Below are 14,571 nucleotides of genomic sequence, written 5' to 3' on the forward strand. Positions count from 1 at the left end.
ACATGGTGCAAGCCACTTTTCGTTCCGCTTATCGGGTTGGGATCGATTTAGGGACGACCAATTGTGTTGTCTCTTATTTCTCGTTACCAAAGGGCTCATCAAGAGACAGTTCAACCTCGAATGTGCCTACACTGTTACCCATTTCTCAGGTGATGGCTGATGGCTCGGTGCAAGAGTTTACCTATTTGCCGAGTGCGATTTATGTCTTAGCGGCGGATGAAATCGGTAAAATTGATCCGGTTTTGCCTTGGCGTCATCATGACAAAGAGCGCGTGGTTGGCGTGGGGGCTTTGGCTCTGGGTCAACGCCGAGCGGGGCAATTAGTGCAAAGCGCGAAAAGTTGGTTGAGTCATCGTCAAGTAGATCGTCGTGCGGCGATCCTGCCTTGGGCGAGCGAGTTTTCTAAGAAACTCAGCCCGCTTGAGGCGAGTAAGGTCCTTTTATTACACATCAAGCAGAACTGGAATCATCGTTTTCCAGATGCGCCGTTAGAGTCTCAAGCCATTGCGTTGACCTTACCTGCTTCTTTTGATGAGGAAGCGCGAGCGCTAACCTTGGAGGCGGCCAAACTGGCTGGTTTAGAGGATTTATATCTGTTGGAAGAGCCGCAAGCGGCTTGTTACCACTATATTAGTGATGATGAAAAGCTCGCCGCGTTAGCCGATAAAAAAATGCTCTTAGTGGTCGATATTGGCGGCGGCACCAGTGATTTTAGTTTGGTGGCTATTCACCCAGCATCTGCAAAAACGACAAGCCTGTCTCTTAAACGTGTCGCCGTCGGCGAGCACTTATTGTTAGGCGGCGATAACCTGGATCAAGCCTTGGCGTTCCAGTTGGATCCTAAACAAATTTCGGCGTTATCGGCCACACGCTTAGCGGCTTTGGTTCAACAAACCCGTCAAGCCAAAGAAACCTTGTTGGCTGAAAACGCAGCAGAATCCTTGAGCATTACCGTGCTGGGCGGCGGCAGTCGCCTCATTGGCGGCTCGCAAAAGTTTGATGTCTCCAGAGAAACCTTATTAGAGCAAATTCGCAGTGGTTTTTTCCCTCTGGTTAATCGCGATGACAAGGTGCAAAAAAGTGATTACGCCATGCACACCTTGGGTTTGCCTTATGAATCCGACCCTGCTTTTACGCGCCATTTGGCGGCGTTTTTACAGCAACATAAAGCTGTCATTGAAGCGGCAACCGGCACGGCTATGCCAGATGCGGTGTTGTTTAATGGCGGCTTGTTTAACAGTCCTGTTTTAAAAGCGCGTTTATTAGAGCAGCTCAATGCTTGGTCTTCTGAGCCGATTCTTGCTTGCTCTGCAGACGAACCTAATGATGCGGTTGCCAAAGGCGCCGTGATGTATTTAAACGCCTTAGCTGGCGACAGTACGCGCATTGAAAGTGGCGTGGCACACAGCTTGTATTTAAAAGTTGGCGAGGATCAATTTGTCGGCATCTTGCCAAAGGACACCTTAAAAGGCGAAGTCGTTCGCTTAGAGCAAGAATTTTTTGTCACTTTAGGTCAGCAAGTGCAGTTTCCCTTATATCGCTCTGACGACCATATTGATGGTGTGGCGGGTAAAATGCGTGGCGCGGAGGGTTTGCATTACATTTCTACCTTGATGACAGAGTTGGACGGCGCCATCGATTCGCCAGAAACCGCAGTGACCTTGTCGGTGCAAATGACCGAAGTCGGCGTGTTGCAAGTATTGTTAAACGCCCATAATCAGCGGGATCAATGGCGTTTGGATTTCTCTACCCAGCCAAATTCTGAAATGATGGGCGCTGAGAAAAATAAGGATGGCGTAGGTTTACTGCATGCCAATATGGGACAAGCGGAAGAGCATTTAACTCGGTGTTTTTCCAGCGCAGGGCAGAAGCAAAGCCCGGATTTGGTCAAGTCTCTTAAACAAGATTTGGATCAATTATTAGGCAATCGAGACGATTGGAACCTTGCCACATCGCGTCGCTTGGTGGATAAACTGTTAAGTGTAAAATCCGGTCGAAGCAAAAGCGCCCAGCATGAGCGCCAATGGTTGCAACTGATGGGCTATTGTTTGCGTCCGGGCTTTGGCGCCGCCGATGATTTGGCCCGTGTTCAGCAAGTGATTAACGCAACCAAAGCCGGTACTCAGTTCGATACGGCACCGGTTTGGGGGCAATATTGGACCCTGTATCGCCGCATTGCTGGCGGTTTATCAGTGGATCAACAAACGCATTTGTTCAAGCAGTTTAGCCAATACTATTCGCCAACCGGGCAAAGGTCGCGCGATAAGATGAAAGCCCTGACAACCAAGTCCAGTGACGATTTAATTCGTTTAGTCGGGGCGTTGGAAAACGTGTCGAACGAAAATAAAGTTACCACCATTGATTGGTTGTTAAAGCGCCTGCAAAAGACCTCTGAACCAGACACGGCTTGGTGGACAATAGGGCGAATTGCCTCTCGTCATCTCTTGTCGGGTAAACAAGAGCAAAGAATTTCAGAAGACGCATTGTTGCCGATTTTAGAGATGGTTTTAAAAGAAGATTGGAAAAAACGTAAACAGGCAGGCTTAGCCGCGGTGTTGATGAGCCAAGTCAGCGTCGGCGAAGCCGATAAACTTAGCGCCTTGCGCAAAAAAATAGCGAATAAACTCAAAAAAGACAAATGCCCAGCGCAATGGCTTGAGCGTTTAGAAAGCCAGATTGAGATCAACAGCGACGAGCTCAATGCCTTGGTGGGCGAGAGTTTACCGATTGGGTTACGGTTGTCATAATAAAATATTACTCATAGCTCTTTTTCGCCTTGGTGACTTTTTCTAGGTAGTTTCGTGACTCCATTTTGGGGTGGTCGTAGCGGAGTTTTTTATACACATTGCTGGTGGAGGTTTGGTTTATTTTGTTCATCGCTCGTGTTCGATCGCTGTCGAATGTTTTTAATACGTTGCCGGTGCCGCCGTTGTAAGCAGAGATCATGGAGTATTCTTGGCTGAGTTTATCGGTGACTTTGACCAGGTAGCGATTCTGTAAAATATATAAATAAGCACTGCCAATATCGATATTGCGTTCAGGCGAAAAAAGGATTTCTTTGGTCGGTTCGCCTGACTGCTTCTTCACCAAGTTATAGACGTCTCTACCTGCGGTGGCAGGGACAACTTGCATTAAGCCATAAGCGTTCGCTGGGCTGACGGCGTAAGGGTTAAAAGAGCTTTCTGTTTCAATAATGCCGTAAATGAGGGCTGGCGATAAGTTATAGCGCTTCGCGGCGGCGATGACATATTGGCTGTATTTTTCTTGGCGCAGGTGCTCGTGCTGTGCAACAAGGTTGAATTCCACCGCGTAAACGGTTTTGCCATTCGAGCTGGATTTTTTCAGCTGATTGCTGACAAGGTAATTTGAGTAACGCTCGGCTCGCCAGCGATATTGCACGAGTTTTCCATCGTGATCCATGACTTGCGGATACAAGAAAGGCACGCCTTCTGTATCTGGTGCGTCACTGGAGAAAATATCGGTTTTGGTGGGGTCTGCGGTCGTGAGTAGCGTGGTCGCCACGGCCTTTTTCAAGGTGTCCAGCGGCGAGTTGGTGGTTAGGGTTTCGACACGCACTGTGCCTTTTTCAAAGTCGACAATGGTTCTTGCTTGGTAGTCGTTGGTGTATTTGACGTACTTTTTCTTATCGGGCAGTTCGCTGTTGCTTTTGCCCCATTTTTTATTCACTTTTTGGTCAAGTTCTGCATACAGGGCTTGAATGGCTTTAATGTCGGCATTGACTAAGTCTCTGGTGACTTTGGCCTGTTTGGCGATGGCTTTTACATCGTCAATATCGTCGGCTGCTTTTATTTGTTTTGATAGTTGCTTCACCGAATCTGCAGAGTCGAAGGATAACGACAAGGATTCGCAGCCACTTAATGTGAGTAATATAAGGCCAATTGGTACAAAGGCGGATTGGCGAACAATAGTCTTTAACATTAAGTGGCGTTCCAATAGATTCAATCAGTTAGCGGTGTTGGCTTGACGAGCTTGATGAAGTTTTTTGTAGCTTTCAATCAAGCGTAAATGCGGTTCGATGCCTTCAAGCTGCATGCTGGTTTTCGTTAGGCCATAAAAACGCACTTCGCCAGTCACGGAACCAATAACGTTTTCCATCACTTCTTTACCGAACATGCGGCTAAAGTGATGGACAAAGTCGTCTAACGCTAACTCCTCGTCTAGCGTGACTTCTAGCACCGCACTCATGGCTTGGTAGAAGAGACCACGCTTTACGCTGTTGTCGTTAAACTGAAGGTATTCGCCGACGAGTTCTAAGGCTTCTTCGTGTTCACCCAGGGCTAAATAAATCAGGATTTTAAGTTCCATGATGGTCAGCTGACCCCATACGGTATTTTCATCAAACACAATGCCGATTAACGTGGGGATGTCGGTGTAGTTATCCAGTTGGCTGTCTTCAAGGCGGCTGACCAGTTTAGCAAGTTGTTTATCACTCAATGAGTGCAAGTTTAAGATGTCTTCGCGATAATCCAGCGCCTTGTTGGTGTTGTCCCAGACTAGGTCTTCCACTGGATAGACCTCAGAATAATCGGGCACCAAAATACGACAGGCTGACGCGCCTAGGTCGCTAAGTTCGGCCACATACACTTCTTTGCCTAGGTCTTCTAAAATGCCAAATAAGGCGTTGGCCTCTGCTTCGTTGCTGCCAGAAAAATCCCATTCGCAGAAGTCGTAGTCGTGCTTGCTGCTAAAGAAGCGCCAAGAAATTACCCCGGTTGAGTCAATAAAATGCTCAACGGCGTTTTCGGGTTCGGTCACTGCCATGCTGTTAAAGGTCGGTTTTGGTACATCGTTTAGCCCTTCAAAGCTACGGCCTTGCATGAGCTCGGTTAAGCTGCGCTCTAACGCCACTTCAAAACTTGGATGGGCACCAAAAGAAGCAAACACACCGCCGGTTTTTGGGTTCATTAGGGTGACGTTCATCACCGGGAATTGACCGCCGAGCGAGGCGTCTTTTACCACAATGGGAAAGCCTTGCTCTTCCAAGGCGTTAATGCCCGCGAGTATGCTGGGGTATTTTTCCAATACGACCATGGGCACATCGGGTAGGACTATTTCGTCTTCGATGATTTGACGCTTAACGGCACGTTCTAAAATTTCCGACAAGCACTGTACTTGTGCTTCTTGTTGGTTGTTGCCCGCGCTCATGCCGTTGCTTAAAAACAAGTTTTCGATCAGGTTCGACGGGAAGTAGACGGTTTCGCCATCGGATCGACGGGTGTAGGGAATGGCGCAAATACCGCGTTTTTTATTGCCTGAGTTGGTGTCAATCAGGTGTGAGCCGCGCAGCTCGTCGTCTGGGTTATAAATGTCTAGACAGTAATCATCCAAGATGCCTTCTGGCAGGGCGTCGTCTTTGCTGAGTGCAAACCACTTTTCATTAGGGTAATGGACAAATTCGCTGTTGGCGATGTCAGTACCAAAGAATTGGTCGTTATAGAAAAAATTGTTGTTTAAACGCTCGATAAATTCACCAAGGGCAGAACACAGAGCGCTCTCTTTAGAGGCGCCTTTGCCGTTGGTAAAACACATGGGCGAGGCGGCATCACGGATGTGCAGAGACCACACATTCGGCACGATATTACGCCATGACGAGATTTCTATTTTCATACCGAGATCGGCTAGCATGGCCGTCATATTGGCGATGGTTTGCTCAAGCGGTAAGTCTTTGCCAAGAATCACCGTATTCGATGAAGCGTCTGGCTGGCCCATCAGCATGGCATTGGCGTCAGCGTCTAGATTATCAACACTGTCAATTTTAAATTCTGGCCCAGTCTGCACCACTTTTTTAACCGTACAACGATCAATCGAGCGCAAAATGCCTTGGCGGTCTTTGTCGGAAATATCGTCTGGTAATTCTACTTGAATTTGGAAAATCTGGTTGTAGCGATCTTCTGGGTCGACAATATTGTTCTGTGACAAGCGGATGTTGTCGGTCGAGATGTCACGTGCTTTGCAATATACCTTGACGAAATAGGCGGCACACAATGCGGACGAGGCAAGGAAATAATCAAAGGGACTTGGGGCTGAGCCATCACCCTTGTAGCGGATTGGTTGATCGGCGGTGACGGTAAAATCATCAAACTTGGCTTCAAGTCTCAGATTGTCGAGAAAGTTAACTTTGATTTCCATTAAATAGGGTGTCCGTAAAATAGGCGAGTCGTGTAACGCTCATTAGCCAGAAGTTTTGCGCTGGCTAATGAGTTATAGGGGGGAATTATCGGTGATAAGGGGGGGCAGAGTAAAATTAAATAATGGATTAATTTCTAATACGTTTCATATTGATCAGAATAGGGCTGCCTGTCATGGGATCGGGGATAAGATCGCAGTCGACACCGTACAGTTCTCGTACCAATTCTTTTGTCATGACTTCTTTGGGGCTGCCTTGGATAATAATTTCGCCTTTTTTCATCGCAATAATGTGATCTGAGTAACGGCAAGCGCTGGGTAAGTCGTGAACCACCATGGCAAGGGTTTTGCCTTGTCTGGAGAGGTTTTGAATCAACTCAAACACTTCAATTTGGTGGCCTAAATCCAGTGCGGAGGTTGGCTCGTCAAGTAAAAGCAAAGGCGTTTCTTGCGCTATCGACATGGCGATCCAGGCGCGTTGACGCTGACCTCCTGATAAAGTGTCGAGTAGCCGATCTTTTAGCCCTTCTAGGTCTGCCGCGTTTAGGGCGTAGTTAATAGCTTGTTGGTCGTCCATTGCCCATTGTCTTAATAGGCTTTGGTGCGGGTGGCGGCCAAAGCGAATTAATTCTTCGATGGTAATGCCATCAGGCGCTAAGGTGTCTTGTGGTAGCAGCGCCAAGCGTTTGGCGACTTCTTTGGAGGGCAGTGAATGGATGTCTTTACCATCGAGCAATACCACGCCAGAGCTGGGTGAATGTACGCGAGACAAGCCGTTTAATAGTGTCGATTTCCCACAACCGTTTGGCCCAACAATCGCGGTTACCTTGCCCTCGGGTAAGGCAACATCAAGGCCTTCGATAATGCTTATCTTGCCGTGCTTTAAGGTGAGATTGTCGGCACCAAGGCGAGACTGAAAATGGCGCTGAGAAGGGGATTGATGCTGAGAGGCTGTCGCCGTCATAAAGAAGTCCTTGAAGTACGTCGAACCAGTATCCAGATTAAATAGGGGCCGCCAACGACGGCCGTTACTATCCCCACAGGGAGCTCAATAGGAGACAAAATCGTGCGGCCTAAAAGGTCCGCTAGAATCATCACTAAAGCGCCCGTAAGCGCGGAACTTACCAATGGAATACCTCGATAACGCGCAAATACACGGGCTATTTCTGGCCCTACTAGCGCGACTAAGCCAACTGGCCCAGCCACCGCAACAGCAAGCCCGGTTAATGTAATGCAGAGCACCAGCGCGATAATTCGAATGTGTTTTATATTGGCACCCAGTCCGGTGATGACTTGGTCCGAAAAAGGCATTAACGCAAATTGCGTCGAAAATACTACACAAGCGATTAAGCAAATGGCCGTTCCGACGCCAAGGATATTCACCATCAAAGCGTCACGGGCGCTTAAACTGCCGACTGTCCAAGGGTAAGCGCTGTTCGCAACATCAATACTGACTTGGCTCAACAGCAATTGTGTCACCGCCCCCGCTATGGCACCAATGCCGATGCCCGCCACAATAAAGCGATAACCTCGTGTACCACTGCCGCCAGCTAAGCCAAATGCTAACGCGGTCGCTGTGGCGGCACCCGCTAACGCCATAACAGAAGGTGCCAATGAAATGCCTGTGCCAACGATCGAAGAAACCGCAAATGCCATCGCGGCGTTATCTATGCCGATAATGCCCGGTGTGGCAAGGCGATTTCGAGCCATGGTTTGCATTAAACAACCGGCTAAACTAAACGCCGCGCCGGTGAATAAAGCGGCCAATAAACGCGGTAAGCGCAAGTCCTGCACAATAAATTGATGCATTGGATTGCCTTGCCCTAATAGCGCGGCGATGACGTCTTTCGGCCAGATGGGCATGCTTCCTATGCCTAACGTAGTGATACCGGCGAGAAGCAGGGCGAGCAATAGCCAAGCGTTGCGAACGAGTGCTTGTTTTTCTATTAATACTTCCACATACGGCCCAATAGAAAGTATCCGGTAACCGTTTGGCGCGATGTCACTGTTGGCTGAATTGTGGGGCATAAAAAGACGGTGATTTATCATAATGTGGGCATTCTACGAGAGCGGACAATCAGTAAAAGAACAGGCGCCCCGACTATGGCTGTGAGGACACCAAGGGGCATTTCAGCGGGTTGAGCAACGAGGCGAGAGACAATATCCGCGGTAATCACAATGATTGGCCCTAGTGGTAAACAGAGCCATAAAGTACGACGAATATCAGCTCCAACCAAAGCGCGTGCCGCAAAAGGCACGACTAAGCCAATAAAGGCGACAGGGCCTGCAATGGCGGTGGCACCGCCAACTAAAAGCGCAACCGCGAGAATAACCACCGCGCGGATTTTCCTTGGCTTGTGACCGAGGCCTATCGCCACTCGTTCACCAAGCGCCAGTGAGGCAAGTGGCTTGGCCGTGTAGAGAATACACAGGATGGCAATCAGCATGGATGGCAATACAGAGTAAAGGACGTTGCTGTCTCTGCCTGCCACACTGCCGGTGACCCAGAAACGAATTTCATCAGCGGCTCTTTGGTCAAACAGCAAAATTAAAGACGTCATTGCCAGTAACAAACTAGACAATGCAGCCCCCGCTAGCACTAAGCGAATGGGGTCGTTGTGTTGGCCTTGCATGCGCGCCACGCCGAGCACGCATAAGCAGCCAAGCAGCGCGCCAAATTGGGCAATACCAACCGTGAGTGTGGCGGTACTGGCACCAAGCACTAGCGCCATGGCCACGGCGAAGGAGCTGCCCGCGCTGACGCCAAGTAAGCCAGGTTCGGCTAATGGGTTACGGGCCACCGATTGCATTAACGCGCCAGCAATGCCTAACGTTAAGCCCACAAATAAACCCACTAGGGTTCGAGTGGCACGTAAGTGGAACACGGTGAACTGCGCGTCAGCGGAACCATTTCCGAGCAATGTTTGCAAAGAAGCCTGCACTGAAAGGCCACCAGCACCAAACAATAAGCTTAACAAGCAGCAAAGTGCCAGCGCGGCAAGCGCTGACATGAAAACATGGGATAATGGGCGTTGTGCCGGTGCTAAGTGAAACCAATTTATCATCGAGGTTACTGGATCTGGTGATCAATAATGGCTTCAATATCATCTAATATGGCATGGGCAGCAAGAGGTCCGGAGGCACTGGTCCATAGTTGACCGTTGACGGTAAAAACATGGTCTTGTTTGACGACATTCAAACGGGAAAACGACGGTGAGCTTTTCGCCGCCTCAAGCGCATCTTTGCCTTCGGTGTTTAAGGTTGCCAGAAATAACCAGTCGCTGTCGACTTTCGATAAATTTTCTAAGCTTAGAGGGCTACTGTGTGGGCGGCCTGCTTTGATCACGCCGGCGTCATTAACCGCAAAGCCTGTCGCAGTGAGTATGCCGGTTGCGAAGATAGTGGAGGACATAACAATGGGGCCTTGTGGCATCCAGCGCGCTAACGTAGCGGAACGTTCGGTTGCTGGAATTTTTGCCGTTACACGTGTTTTTAAGGCGCTTTCTCGCTCTTTCAACGCTTCTAGAAGGTCGTCCATTTGAGCGCTTTTGTTTAGGGCTTGTGCATAGGTGCGAGCAATAGTGATCCAGGCGTCTGCTGTCATACCTGGGGTGACAGGGACTATAGTCGGCGCGATTTTAGACAAAATATCATACTGTGCCTTAGGCAATGAAGACGACGCCAATATCAGTTCAGGACGATGAGACGCGATGGCCTCTAGATTGCTTTGTCGTGATGTACCGACAATATTGACACCCGCAGCGCGTTGTTGGATATATTCGGCAACAGAATCACCACCGCGAGTCGCGACAGCGCCCAATGGAATAACGTCCAATGCAATGGCACTGTCCAATGCGTCTTCGGATAAAGCCACCACACGTTTCACATCATCATTGACTTGGACGTTGCCATACTGGGTGGCAATCGTTAATTCGCCGGCGAACGCACTCGCTGCAAACACACTTACCGACGAAGTCACACAAATACCGAGCAATGCTTTTTGAAAAGAGGGACGACTAAACAACATAACAAATTCCTTTAAATGGACTATCGACAGCACATACTTCGCGTATTATTTGAAATAAAACATCGCGTTGATTGGGGGGTGCTTACTAGGGGAATAAACTTCGATAATGATAACGCTTCTTATTATTCTTTTTAACGGGTTGTGTGTAATAAAATGCAACAAAAAGTGCAACGTGATGTTTTATGATGTGAGTTGTGAGTTGTGAGTTGTGAGTTGTGAGTTGTGAGTTGTGAGTTGTGAGTTGTGAGTTGTGAGTTGTGAGTTGTGAGTTGTGAGTTGTGAGTTGAGGCTAAAAACGTCAGTCAAATGAAAAACCAAATAGATTGATGTCTGTTTTGTAGTCTACTTCTACTGATGAGCTTTGTAGCGCGTTAATTGTGTTGAGGTAGGTGGTCATTTGATGTGCTATGAGATTTTTTTCGTTAGGGATTGAGGTGGTAAACTTTGTGGCTCTTAGCATGCTTTTTAGGCCATTAGTTCGAGCAAATTCTTTGTTATCCATCAAGATGATTTCTTCGCCCATATGCCAGTAAATATCCAAGTCTCGAATTTGCATTGGGCTGATGGGTGGTACGAGAGGAACAATGTCCTGTGCGGTGACGATTCTGGTTAGCGGTAAGTCAGTAAACTTTTTTGCCCCAGTAACGTTGGTGACTTTAGGCTGACCAAAGGTCACCACCTGGCTAATCTGGTAGCCATCTTGTTGCATGTATAGGGCAAGAATAACGGCAATGGCACCGCCTAGGCTGTGTCCCGTTATTTGAACGGTTTGTTGTTTGCTTAAAAAGGGTTTGATATCGGCATATACCGCTTTGGCGCCAGAGGCAAAGCCTTGATGTAGCTTAATATCAAGTTGAGCATCGGGTTTTAGTTCAAGATCCAAATCTAACATGGCGTTTTCTAAATTGGCGGTGCCGCGAATTGCAATGGTCTGCTGTGAAGGGGTTTGACTTAAAAAATAGCTGACTTGAGAGGCGGGGATAATGGATTGATGTAGCAGTGTTTCGCCTTGTTCCTTTAAGCGTTGTTGGAGTGTGTTGGGCGCTAGGTAAGTGTCGTCTGATAATTTGGCTTGGTGTTTTATTGTGGCAAAATCGGGTGCGGCAAACACGGATGGGAATGAAAGCAAGAACAGGCAGAGTACTAAAATAAGCTTAGAGTTTGGCATGAGTTGGGGGCCGTCAATACAGTTGTGGCTTGAGGTATGGGCAGTTTAAACCCTAGTGCAGGTGCGCCATTGACTGGGCGTGCCTGCCTGTTGGTGCTTTTACAAGAGTGTTATTCTTGGCGGATAAATTTCATCGATATGGCGTTTACACAATGGCGAATATTGTTTTCGGTGAGTCTTTCGCCTTCAAACACATGGCCTAGGTGGCCGTTGCAGTTGGCGCAAACAATTTCGATTCGACGGCCATCGGCGTCGGGCACACGGGTGACTGAATTAGGGATTTCATCGTCGAAGCTTGGCCAGCCACAATGGGAAATGAACTTGTGTTCAGAGGTATAAAGCGGGGCGTCACACTGACGACAAACGTATAAACCGCCTTCCATTGTGTCTGTGTATTCGCCTGTAAAAGGGCGTTCTGTGCCTTTATCAAGGATCACTCTGGCTTCTTCAGGGGTTAGCTTATTATAGGTGTTCATAGGCTTCATTCTCTTACTGACCACTGTCTGGGATATGAGGGCATTATGACATGCCTTACTGGATTATATTAAGACAATAAAATGCATGCATTGTGAGTGTTCTAATTTACGTCACAGGGCGTTCTTCATATTGCGGTATGTCATCACAGATTTCGTGCCATTCTGCTTTTGAGCCAACAAAAATATGTGAAGAAGGTTTGCCTTCTATCTTGGCGTCAAGTGTGCCAATTCTGAGGCGCAATAATTCAGGCATATGCGGGCGTCGGCTGTAGAGAGGTGAGGCGCATCGTTTGCAAAAAACACGAAATACCCCTGGGGAGGATTCGTATTCAGCGAGTAGTTCTTCGCCTTTTAGCAGGGCAAAAGCGGTGCTTGGAATCGCAGCGTTCGCGGCGAAAGCAGAGCCATTGGCCTTACGGCAGTTTTGACAGTGGCATTGCATAATGTCGCCGAGTTCACTGCGTATCTCGTATTGAATGCCGTTGCATAGACAGCTTCCGGATAACATAGTTTTCTCCTTTTGATACCTTTTTAATCAGTAGGCGGGGGAATACCGGTGTTTTATTTGATTTTCTCCGCCGCTTGTCCAAAACACTGTAGTGGTATTTTGTGGTTTCATCAACGATTGAGAGTGGAGAATAATGGCAGAAAATGTGATTTTCAATGCAATAATGCGGTATAAATATAGAAGGTCTAGTCTGTTGTACAAGTGCTTTTTATCAATGTTGCTTGTTTGTTTTTAATCGTACTTGCAGCGCAGGCTATAGGGTGTATGAAAATAGTTAGGAGCAACCAGTGAGTCAAACATTTGAATCAATATTTAAAGATAACATTCAGCGTATGCATTATCAGGTTGATGGATTGAACGCGGATAAGAGCCATCTTCAAGTTGTCATTTGGCCAACTTTTTCGGGCTTGAGCCAATTTGAAAAAGACATTGCGGATTACATTGCGTCATTGGGGTTCTCCGTGACCGCTCTGGATTTGTATGGCGTGGAGCATAATCCGGTCGACATGGATGAGAAGCGTGCCAAAATGGGCGCCTTGCTGGCAGAGGCTGAATCTCTGCATGCACTGCAATATGAGCTCACACAATCTGCCTGCGATGCGATTCAAGGAAAGATGATTATTCACGTTGGGTTTTGTTTAGGGGGACGTTTGGCTTTAGAGGCCGGCTTGCATTTTTCGCAGAGTGTGGGAGTGGCGAGCTTTCATGGATTGATGAGTTTTTTTCGTGCTCAATCGGCAGAAAAAGCCAATACAAAAAGCAAAATCCTAGTTTTAAATGGTCATCAAGACCCTTTGGTTACAGAGTCAGATGCTCAAGATGCAAAGCGTTATTGGGCGAGTTTGGGGATGGATTTTCAGTTTGTTGATTTCGGTAATGCGGTGCATTCTTTCATGCTGCCAAGCGCTGATAATCCAGATCATGGCAGTCAGTATCATCCGTTAGTTGCGCAACGAGCTTATGGATATTTAGCCAACTTTTTAGAAGAGTTTGTCTGAAATGGTGATGGGTTATTGATTAAACGCGGTGTTATTTAAACTTTGGTCAACACTGTAGATAGTCCAGCGCTCATTGGCGAATTGTTGTTTGGCAAAAACTTCTGCCACGACGCGACGATTTTGCTTTCTGCCCGCTTCGGTGTCATTGCTGGCAACAGGGCGTGTTTCACCATAGCCGACTCCTTTTACTCGATCTGAGTGGATTCTAAAGCTATCAATTAAGACGTTGGCAATGGCTGAGGCGCGTTGTTGAGATAAGTCTCGATTTAGCTCAGCGCCACCTTGGCTATCCGTATGCCCTTCAATGACAACGTTGCTGGTGGGGTTGTCTTGCAAAAATTTGGCGAGTGCTTTCAGCTCTGTAAAAAAACGCGGCTTGATATCGGCTTTGCCTGAGTCAAAAAGTACGTTTAACTCAACGGATAACAATTTTGTTGTTTGGTTGGGGCAGCCGTCATTGTCGATGGCGGCGCCTTTTGGGGTGTCAGGACAAAGGTCGCGTGCGTCAATAACACCGTCTCGATCAGCATCTGCCAGACGTGCCTGAATATTTGCTGCATACAAGCTTTCTGCAACCGCAAAATGGCTAAATATGGCCAGCGAAATAGCTAGGCTGCTGAATCTGATGAAAGTCTTCATGACGTTATTAAATCCTCTTTAATGTCCGATAATCCATTTAGCTTAAGAAAAACCGACGCACGCGACTAGGGCTTTTTTGTAGCTTTGTATGAGCAGTTAAAAAAAATTGTAAATTTATGTAACTTACCAGCTGCCAACGTTTTCCATAGAAGCCCAAGGTTCAGCAGCGTCAAGAGAACCATCTTTTTGCAGAAGCTCGATTGAAATACCATTAGGGTCTTTAATGAACGCCATATGGCCATCACGAGGTGGACGCAATATGGTAACGCCTAGGGATTGCAGCTTTTCGCATACTTGATAGATGTTCTCGACTTGAAAAGCGAGGTGGCCGAATTGGTCGCCGCCAGTGTAGGTGCGATCACTCCAGTTGTGAGTTAACTCTACTTCGGGGGCGCCTTGTTCCTCGGCGTAGTAAATGAGCGAGAACTGGCCTTTTTCACTGTCCATACGGCGTGTTTGAATAAGCCCTAGGCCTTCAGTATAAAAAGTATGACTTTCTTCTGGTTTATCTGTTCTTATCATGGCGTGTAAATATCGAATGGACATGACAACTCCTTAATTTGATTAAATTTAGTGGCTATTATTGCAGTATCGATTGGTTAATTCAA

Annotated in this window: 13 protein-coding genes; 2 read left to right on the forward strand and 11 right to left on the reverse strand. The window is 47.6% G+C overall.

Translation table 11 applies throughout. From position 1 onward, the window contains the following. Window positions 1-2 precede the first annotated feature (2 nt). Window positions 3-2,747, forward strand: a complete 2,745-nt coding sequence (locus J8N69_RS15105; RefSeq protein WP_168826566.1) for a hsp70 family protein — start codon at window positions 3-5, stop codon at window positions 2,745-2,747. Window positions 2,748-2,754: 7 nt separating this feature from the next. On the opposite strand, the gene J8N69_RS15110 is transcribed toward J8N69_RS15105, so the two are convergent. The 9 genes from J8N69_RS15110 to J8N69_RS15150 form a co-directional block, all read right to left on the reverse strand. Further along, window positions 2,755-3,939 carry a murein transglycosylase domain-containing protein gene (locus J8N69_RS15110; RefSeq protein WP_168826565.1) on the reverse strand — a complete coding sequence of 395 codons (1,185 nt, stop codon included), beginning with the start codon at window positions 3,937-3,939 and terminating at the stop codon, window positions 2,755-2,757. Window positions 3,940-3,963: 24 nt separating this feature from the next. Then, window positions 3,964-6,150, reverse strand: coding sequence for an OsmC domain/YcaO domain-containing protein (locus J8N69_RS15115; protein ID WP_168826564.1), 2,187 nt, complete (start codon window positions 6,148-6,150; stop codon window positions 3,964-3,966). 127 nt (window positions 6,151-6,277) lie between these two features. Beyond that, the gene (locus tag J8N69_RS15120; protein WP_168826563.1) at window positions 6,278-7,111 is read right to left on the reverse strand and encodes an ABC transporter ATP-binding protein; all 834 of its coding nucleotides are present in this window, start codon (window positions 7,109-7,111) and stop codon (window positions 6,278-6,280) included. Beyond that, complete coding sequence (locus J8N69_RS15125; RefSeq protein WP_227803914.1) at window positions 7,108-8,175, reverse strand: FecCD family ABC transporter permease; 1,068 nt, start codon at window positions 8,173-8,175, stop codon at window positions 7,108-7,110. The genes J8N69_RS15120 and J8N69_RS15125 overlap by 4 nt, the downstream gene beginning before the upstream one ends. A gap of 17 nt (window positions 8,176-8,192) precedes the next feature. Beyond that, window positions 8,193-9,212 (reverse strand): FecCD family ABC transporter permease, encoded by a 1,020-nt coding sequence (locus J8N69_RS15130; RefSeq protein WP_168826561.1) that lies wholly within the window; start codon window positions 9,210-9,212, stop codon window positions 8,193-8,195. A gap of 5 nt (window positions 9,213-9,217) precedes the next feature. Beyond that, window positions 9,218-10,174 carry an ABC transporter substrate-binding protein gene (locus tag J8N69_RS15135; protein ID WP_168826559.1) on the reverse strand — a complete coding sequence of 319 codons (957 nt, stop codon included), beginning with the start codon at window positions 10,172-10,174 and terminating at the stop codon, window positions 9,218-9,220. Between the two features lie 298 nt (window positions 10,175-10,472). Continuing rightward, window positions 10,473-11,342, reverse strand: a complete 870-nt coding sequence (locus J8N69_RS15140) for a lipase family protein (RefSeq protein WP_168826558.1) — start codon at window positions 11,340-11,342, stop codon at window positions 10,473-10,475. A 110-nt stretch (window positions 11,343-11,452) separates the two neighbouring features. Beyond that, a complete protein-coding gene (locus J8N69_RS15145) occupies window positions 11,453-11,818 on the reverse strand; it encodes a methionine-R-sulfoxide reductase (protein ID WP_168826555.1) in 366 nt (121 codons plus the stop codon). A gap of 106 nt (window positions 11,819-11,924) precedes the next feature. Further along, window positions 11,925-12,326: a GFA family protein gene (locus J8N69_RS15150; protein ID WP_168826553.1), complete on the reverse strand. Its 402-nt coding sequence runs from the start codon at window positions 12,324-12,326 to the stop codon at window positions 11,925-11,927. Between the two features lie 287 nt (window positions 12,327-12,613). On the opposite strand from J8N69_RS15150, the gene J8N69_RS15155 reads away from it, so the two are divergent. Then, window positions 12,614-13,324, forward strand: a complete 711-nt coding sequence (locus J8N69_RS15155) for a dienelactone hydrolase family protein (RefSeq protein ID WP_168826552.1) — start codon at window positions 12,614-12,616, stop codon at window positions 13,322-13,324. Window positions 13,325-13,336: 12 nt separating this feature from the next. Here the strand turns inward: J8N69_RS15155 and J8N69_RS15160 are convergent, their stop codons facing one another. Together J8N69_RS15160 and J8N69_RS15165 are read right to left on the reverse strand one after the other, a co-directional pair. Continuing rightward, complete coding sequence (locus tag J8N69_RS15160; protein WP_168826550.1) at window positions 13,337-13,963, reverse strand: OmpA family protein; 627 nt, start codon at window positions 13,961-13,963, stop codon at window positions 13,337-13,339. A gap of 123 nt (window positions 13,964-14,086) precedes the next feature. Further along, window positions 14,087-14,509, reverse strand: coding sequence for a VOC family protein (locus J8N69_RS15165; protein ID WP_168826548.1), 423 nt, complete (start codon window positions 14,507-14,509; stop codon window positions 14,087-14,089). Window positions 14,510-14,571: the final 62 nt, after the last annotated feature.

The sequence above is a fragment of the Marinomonas profundi genome (assembly GCF_020694005.1).
GTDB classification, from domain to species: domain Bacteria; phylum Pseudomonadota; class Gammaproteobacteria; order Pseudomonadales; family Marinomonadaceae; genus Marinomonas; species Marinomonas profundi.

Coding starts and splice junctions, on each gene's coding strand:
- J8N69_RS15110 (WP_168826565.1), bottom strand. CDS start 3,939: ATGTTAAAGACTATTGTTCGCCAATCCGCCTTTGTACCAATTGGCCTT.
- J8N69_RS15140 (WP_168826558.1), bottom strand. CDS start 11,342: ATGCCAAACTCTAAGCTTATTTTAGTACTCTGCCTGTTCTTGCTTTCA.
- J8N69_RS15105 (WP_168826566.1), top strand. CDS start 3: ATGGTGCAAGCCACTTTTCGTTCCGCTTATCGGGTTGGGATCGATTTA.
- J8N69_RS15165 (WP_168826548.1), bottom strand. CDS start 14,509: ATGTCCATTCGATATTTACACGCCATGATAAGAACAGATAAACCAGAA.
- J8N69_RS15115 (WP_168826564.1), bottom strand. CDS start 6,150: ATGGAAATCAAAGTTAACTTTCTCGACAATCTGAGACTTGAAGCCAAG.
- J8N69_RS15160 (WP_168826550.1), bottom strand. CDS start 13,963: ATGAAGACTTTCATCAGATTCAGCAGCCTAGCTATTTCGCTGGCCATA.
- J8N69_RS15120 (WP_168826563.1), bottom strand. CDS start 7,111: ATGACGGCGACAGCCTCTCAGCATCAATCCCCTTCTCAGCGCCATTTT.
- J8N69_RS15150 (WP_168826553.1), bottom strand. CDS start 12,326: ATGTTATCCGGAAGCTGTCTATGCAACGGCATTCAATACGAGATACGC.
- J8N69_RS15125 (WP_227803914.1), bottom strand. CDS start 8,175: ATGCCCCACAATTCAGCCAACAGTGACATCGCGCCAAACGGTTACCGG.
- J8N69_RS15145 (WP_168826555.1), bottom strand. CDS start 11,818: ATGAACACCTATAATAAGCTAACCCCTGAAGAAGCCAGAGTGATCCTT.
- J8N69_RS15130 (WP_168826561.1), bottom strand. CDS start 9,212: ATGATAAATTGGTTTCACTTAGCACCGGCACAACGCCCATTATCCCAT.
- J8N69_RS15135 (WP_168826559.1), bottom strand. CDS start 10,174: ATGTTGTTTAGTCGTCCCTCTTTTCAAAAAGCATTGCTCGGTATTTGT.